Genomic DNA, 6,135 nt, shown 5'->3' on the forward strand with positions numbered 1-6,135 from the left:
CGCTCGCGCTGACCTGGCTGGCGGCGCGGCTCGACGCGCGCGAAACCGGCGGCGCGGCGGCGCGCGTGGCGGTGAGTCAGGACGCCTGCTGAACCCGCGTTGCGCACAGTCTGGGCATATCGCATACGCGCACAAGCATTCCCGAAAACGCGCTCTGCAATGCTGATATCAGTGTGAAGATAACTTCGTTGGGCGCGGCGGGACGCGATGCTAGTCTTGCCTCCATTCAAGCAATTGCGCCGGTTCGCGGCGCGTCTGGGAGGCTGCCATGCATTCACCGCTCGCGCTCGTGAGCCACGCGCAGGCCGATCGTCCGGCCGCACATCGCGGTACGACGCATCGCCGCGACGACGATCTCGCCGTCGACATCGATACTGATTCGGATAACGAAGCGATTGTTCGCGGCGTCGACGAACGCTCTGCATTCGCCACTGCGCCGCTTGCACAAACAACAGCACAAGCGACATTGCAAACGGAGGCGCACGACAGCGCTGCCAATGCGTTCGATGCGCTCGAACATCTCGTCGGCGTGAACCTCGCGCGGTTGCGCGCCGAGCGTCAGCTCTCGCTCGATGCGCTGGCGCGCGCCTCGGGCGTCTCGCGCGCGATGCTCGCCCAGGTGGAGTCGGCGCGCAGCGTGCCGTCGATCAAGGTGCTCTGCAAGGTTGCGGCGGCGCTCAAGGTGTCGGTGTCGGCGTTCCTGCGCCGTCATGCGGTGAACGGCTTCGAGCATCTGCCCGCCGAACGCGCGCCGCGCCGCGTGAGCGCCGACGGCCGTTATTCGGCTCGCGCGCTCTATCCCGAGGACGAGCCCGCCGCCGCCGAGTTTCACGAGCTGCGCATCGCGCCGCTGCACACCGAGCCAGGCACGCGCCGCGCGCCGGGCACGACCGTCAACCTCGTCGTCAGCGAAGGCACGCTCGAAGTGAGCGTACACGATCGCCGCCAGTTGCTCGCGACCGGCGACGCCATCGTGTTCGACGCCGACCAGCCGCACAGCCTGCGCAATCCGGGCGACACCGAGGCGCGCGTGTTCCGCGTGACGCGCAACGCCGAGACGCCGCCGCGCTGGGACGTGCCGCAAGCCGCGCCGCAGACGCTCTGAGGTCGGTGCGCCAATTTGTCCAGTGGGTCTTTGCCGCGCTGCACGATCGGGCGCGACGCGGTATGCTTCTTCCGCCGGTTCAACCGGTAATCAGTGCGTCTTCAGGGCGGGGTGCAATTCCCCACCGGCGGTATGCCGGCCGGGCCGAAAGGCCAGCCGGTGAGCCCGCGAGCGCCTGTGCGTGAGTCGCTGCAAGTTGTTTTCGTCTCGCGCGCAGGGTCAGCAGATCTGGTGCGAAGCCAGAGCCGACGGTCATAGTCCGGATGAGAGAAGATGTGCAGATGGTCATGTTTGCCCATCCGCCGCGGCGTTGCGCCTGCGTGCGCGTGGCGTCGTCCGGCCTTGAGCCGGGTGCCGCGCGCGGCGCTCGCGAGAGGTCGCGTGCCGGGGATTCCTGTCTGTTTGCAATGCCCTGAAACGTTTTTCGCCCAACTCTTGCGAGGAGCGTTTCACATGTCCTTTACCCGCAATCTCCCGGTCGAGCAGCCGCTCGACGCCATCGCCGATCTTCCTTTGCTCGATACCGAGCCGGTGCCGCCGCGCATCGCCGCCGCGCTGCAGGCCATGCGCGAAGGCCGTCCCGTCGTCCTTCAGGACGATCACGACCGCGAGGACGAGGCCGATCTCGTCTGCGCTGCCGAGAACCTGACCAACGAAACGATGGCGCTGTTCATCCGCGAATGCAGCGGCATCGTCTGCCTGTGCCTCTCCGACGAGAAAGTGCGCGCGCTCGAACTGCCGCCGATGGTCGCGCGCAACGAGAGCCGCAACCGCACGGCCTTCACCGTCTCGATCGAGGCGCGCGAGGGCGTGAGCACGGGCGTGTCGGCGGTCGACCGCGTGACGACGATCCGCGCGGCCATCGCGGCCGGCGCGAAGCCCACCGATATCGTGAGCCCCGGCCACGTGTTCCCGCTGCGCGCGCAGCCGGGCGGCGTGCTCGCGCGCCGGGGCCATACCGAAGGCACCGTCGACCTGGCGGCGCTCGCCGGTCTGGAGCCTGCGGGCGTGTTGTGCGAACTGATGAACCCGGACGGCACGATGGCGCGCGGCCAGCAGGTCGACGACTTCGCGAAGCTGCACAATCTGCCGATGCTGACGATCGCCGAGCTGGCGGCATTCCGCGCCTCGCTCGCCGAGGTGCGCGAACGCAGCGCCGAGCTGGTGTAAGGCGCGTTCGAGACGTGAAGGTGCTGCGGACCGCCTTGCCGGGCGGCCCGCAATGAAAAACGGCGCGTGAGCCTTGCGGTTCACGCGCCGTTTTTTTATCGACGAAGCGAGCGGCAGCGCGCCAGGTTGGCTTACGACTGCACGTCGCCGAACTCGCCGCGCACGCCCGCTGCCACGAGCGCGGGCAACTCTTCCATGTGCTCCATGATGCGCGTGATGCCCATCTCGCGCAGCACGTCGGCATAGCCCGACGGGATATGGCTCGCGCCCACGAACGCGATGGTCTTCATGCCCGCCGCGCGCGCGGCGTTCAGGCCCGAGAGGCTGTCCTCGACCACGAGGCAGCGCGCCGGCTCCACGCCGAGCGTTTTGGCCGCATGCAGATAGACATCCGGATAAGGCTTGGGCCGCGCGACCATCTCGGCGCTGAAGATGCGCTCGCCGAAGATCGTGTCGAGCCCGGCGCGGCGCACCGAGGCGTGCACGCGCGTGAGGCGGCTGTTCGACACCACGGCGGCGGGCAGCGCGATCTGGCGCAGCGCGTCGCGCACGCCGTTGATCGGGCTCACCGAATCGGCGATCGCGACTTCGCAGTTGTGGTCGATCGTCTCGAGAAAATGCTCGGGCAGCGTGAGATTGAAGCGCTCGGCGACGTCGGCGAGAAAACGCGAGGTCTGCTGGCCGAAGGCGGAGGCCACGGCGGCGCGGAAATCCACGCCGGGGAAGGTGCGGCTGAGCGTATCGAAGAGCACGTGGTCGGCGATGACTTCGCTGTCGACGAGCACGCCGTCGCAGTCGCAGATGAGATGGTCGATCATGCGTAAGACGAAAAAGCAGCCGTGAAGGCTGTATGGACGGACGAAAACACGGGGCGGCGCACGGTCGCGCGGCATGCGGACACCACGCACGCAAACCGGCAAGGCAGGACGTTGAAAGCCTCATGATACGTGCTTTTGCGTGCACGGCCGGGGTTTCGCGTGCCGCTTGCTGTTTCGGATGCGCCGGCTTTCACGCGTCGATGCGACGTTGGCCGTACGGCCAGGGTGTGAGGCGCGCCGCGCGATGCGACAATGCGCGCTGGAACACTCAGTCGAACACGGGGAGAACGCAATGCGTGGACTTGCGATGATCGGTGCGGCGATGCTCGTCGCGGGATGTGCCAATTCGTCGGGCCTTGTCGGCACGTGGAGCAGCCCGCCGCCTTTCGCCACGCTTCAGCAGATGTGCGGCGGCCAGTCGCCCGACTACGGCGCGGACACCCAGGCCGTCTATTCGGCGATCTACGACGCCTATGTCGCCAACCGTCACGGCAAGCTGCCGCAGGAGCGCTTCTGCAGCTTCCAGGCGGGGCTCGCGCAGCAGTACACGGCGCATGGCGCGAACGGCGACATGCAGTCGCGCAATCAGTGGGTGGCGTATCTCAACGACCAGCGCGCACAGGCGCTGAACTGGCGCGCCTCGGCCGATCCGACCTTGCGCGGCGGTTGAGCGCGCGCGGTCCGGCCGGACGCGGAACCTGGCGGAACAGCCTGGCGTAGCAGCCAGGCGGAGCGCGAAAAAAATGGTCACGCGGGCATGAAGCGCGCGGGTCCGCGTGACCATGCACTGCAGGCGCGAACGTCTACAGCCGTGCGCCTGCATCGGGGATGGGCTCGACACAGCGTTCTGGCGGACGATCCCGGCGTCCGCTCAGGTCGAGAAAAGGTCGGTCGTGGTCGTATGGCGCGTGCCTGAGAGCGTGTTCGCGCGCGCCGGCGTGTCAGGCCGTTGCCGCGCGTGAGCCGCGCGGTGTCTGGTTCACGAAAACCGTTTGATGGCGCGTAACGCCGAGTCGCCGATTTCGGTGAGTCGCCACCGCTGGAGGCCGGAGGCCAGGCGTTCCAGCTGGACGAGCTGTCGTTCGAGCAGGGCGTCCAGTTCTTCGCGCTCCATATCGAGCTGGTTGGGGGCGTCCTTCACTAGCAGCAGAGTGGCGAATTCATGCGGACTCAGCATCGTTCTCTCCATGTTGCCGCATCAGAGGTCGACGTTCGCGGCCCCTCGTTGGGCGGCGCGGCGACAGTCATGCGGTGGGCGTGAGCGAAAGCCTGCAACGGCGCGGTCGGTGATCGGCTGGACGGTTGGCGGTCCGTTCGAGCGTGCCCGGGAGTGGTGATCGCGAGCGTCGGGAGACGTCGCCCAGGCAACTCAAACAGCATCCAGCCCGGACGCGGCGCCGGGGAACTGGAGTGTAGTCAACGCCTTTGCGTTGTACAAACCACATGCCGAAAATATTCCCTTTGACATTCGCTGCCTGCGGCGGCGGTCGAGCCGCGCCCAGGAATCCGCGAAATCACTTGAAGTTCATGGCGCGTCGCGCAATGCGTGCTGATTCACGGGCCGGTTCGTGCTCGATTCACGTCCGCGCTCGGGCACCGATTCGCCGCGCATCGCTTGCGCCTCGTTCGCGGTCGCGCGCGACTTGCGCTCCGTCAAGCTGACGCCCTGGAGGATTTCTTCGGTTTGCGCCGATTGCCGCGTGTGAGCCTTTACTTCGCAACGCCGCCGATTATTTGTGGTCCTGTTACGTACCGCTGTCAGGCCCGTGGCTTGCGGCTCCGGGGCTATCGGGACAGGGCTTTGCGTAGCGTGCGCTGAGCGTCCTGCTCGCGGCACAGAGTATTGCTGCGTAACAAAATCTGCGCTACGACTGGCTTACAAGTCGACTCTTCCCGGAACTGGCGCTTGCGGGACCGGTCTGTGCTCTGAGACTGCAGCTTCAAGAAACAACGGCTAATATGAATTAGATATGGCTGGTACCTTTCACCACGCGGCGAAAGCGCCATTGCAGGGCACCGGCGAGCAGTCGCGCCGGGACCGGGCGCGTAGCGCCGCGCGAGCAGATACCGCTTTCGGAGTACGACATAATGCGTAACGACAGTGAGCCTGGCCACGTGATGCCCTGGCGCATCGAAGACATCGATCTCACGCGGATCGACCGCAAGCTCGCGGCTGCCAACGAAGATCTGCTGCTGCTGCTGTGTGCGGCATCGTTCATCGAAAGCGGCTCGGACCTCTACACGAGCAATCTGAGCGTGTTTTTCAATGGCGACCCGGAAGTGTCGGCGTGGCTCAACAACGAATGGGAACACGAGGAGCTTCAGCACGGCCGCGCGCTGAAGACCTACATCAATTACGTCTGGCCCGAATTCGACTGGGACACGGCGTTCAATAACTTCTTCGAGGAATACTCGAAGACCTGCTCGTTCGAGGAATTCGAAAAGACGCGCGCGCTCGAAATGGTTGCGCGCTGCGTCGTCGAAACGGGCACGGCCACCTTGTATCGCGCGATCGGCGAATGTTCGACCGAGCCCGTGCTCAAGGAAATCACCGACAACATCCGTTCGGACGAAGTGCGCCACTACAAGCACTTTTTCCGCTACTTCAAGAAGTACAACCAGGTCGAGGGGCATGGCCGCCTCGCGGTGCTTGGCGCGCTCATGCGCCGCGTGATGGAGATCAAGAACGAGGACTCGGAGATCGCGCTGCGTCACGTGTTCGCGATTCGCTATCCCGATCGCGTGAAGGATTCGGCGTACAACCGCGAACTCACGGCGCGCGTGAACAAGCTCGTGCGCCACAATCTGTCCGCCGACATGTGCGTGAAGATGCTGCTCAAGCCGCTCGACATTCCCGCGAAGATCCAGCCGAGCGTGCTGTATCCGCTCGCGAAGATCACCCAGCACGTGTTCTTCCGCTGAGCGCCGACGTTCGAGCCGCACAAAAGAAAAGGCCCGCTGCAAAGCGGGCCTTTTTCATGGCGCAAGTGCCGCGCGGCGAGGCGCCGCGGGCTGGCGGACCGGCTTAGCGGTCGCCGCGCT

General features: G+C 65.8%; 7 protein-coding genes and 1 riboswitch. Of the genes, 4 read left to right on the forward strand and 3 right to left on the reverse strand.

The window, feature by feature from the left end; all coding sequences use genetic code 11:
• Positions 1-466 precede the first annotated feature (466 nt).
• Complete coding sequence (locus G3N97_RS35490) at positions 467-1,105, forward strand: XRE family transcriptional regulator (RefSeq protein WP_205997498.1); 639 nt, start codon at positions 467-469, stop codon at positions 1,103-1,105.
• 93 nt (positions 1,106-1,198) lie between these two features.
• Positions 1,199-1,384: riboswitch (FMN riboswitch) on the forward strand.
• 174 nt (positions 1,385-1,558) lie between these two features.
• Positions 1,559-2,275 carry a 3,4-dihydroxy-2-butanone-4-phosphate synthase gene (ribB, locus tag G3N97_RS35495; protein ID WP_205997495.1) on the forward strand — a complete coding sequence of 239 codons (717 nt, stop codon included), beginning with the start codon at positions 1,559-1,561 and terminating at the stop codon, positions 2,273-2,275.
• 131 nt (positions 2,276-2,406) lie between these two features.
• On the opposite strand, the gene G3N97_RS35500 is transcribed toward ribB, so the two are convergent.
• Positions 2,407-3,093 carry an HAD family hydrolase gene (locus tag G3N97_RS35500; RefSeq protein WP_205997496.1) on the reverse strand — a complete coding sequence of 229 codons (687 nt, stop codon included), beginning with the start codon at positions 3,091-3,093 and terminating at the stop codon, positions 2,407-2,409.
• Between the two features lie 292 nt (positions 3,094-3,385).
• Between G3N97_RS35500 and G3N97_RS35505 the strand changes: the two genes are divergently transcribed.
• Entirely contained in the window at positions 3,386-3,763 is a 378-nt protein-coding gene (locus G3N97_RS35505) for a hypothetical protein (RefSeq protein ID WP_205997497.1), read from the forward strand.
• A 309-nt stretch (positions 3,764-4,072) separates the two neighbouring features.
• Here the strand turns inward: G3N97_RS35505 and G3N97_RS35510 are convergent, their stop codons facing one another.
• Complete coding sequence (locus G3N97_RS35510) at positions 4,073-4,270, reverse strand: hypothetical protein (protein WP_065059386.1); 198 nt, start codon at positions 4,268-4,270, stop codon at positions 4,073-4,075.
• A gap of 348 nt (positions 4,271-4,618) precedes the next feature.
• Positions 4,619-4,750 carry a hypothetical protein gene (locus G3N97_RS40055; protein ID WP_277397866.1) on the reverse strand — a complete coding sequence of 44 codons (132 nt, stop codon included), beginning with the start codon at positions 4,748-4,750 and terminating at the stop codon, positions 4,619-4,621.
• Between the two features lie 431 nt (positions 4,751-5,181).
• Between G3N97_RS40055 and G3N97_RS35515 the strand changes: the two genes are divergently transcribed.
• On the forward strand, positions 5,182-6,015 hold the full coding sequence (locus G3N97_RS35515) for a ferritin-like domain-containing protein (protein ID WP_065059329.1): 834 nt from the start codon (positions 5,182-5,184) through the stop codon (positions 6,013-6,015).
• The last annotated feature ends 120 nt before the right edge of the window (positions 6,016-6,135 follow it).

Source organism: Paraburkholderia sp. Ac-20347 (genome assembly GCF_017104805.1).
GTDB lineage: Bacteria > Pseudomonadota > Gammaproteobacteria > Burkholderiales > Burkholderiaceae > Paraburkholderia > Paraburkholderia tropica.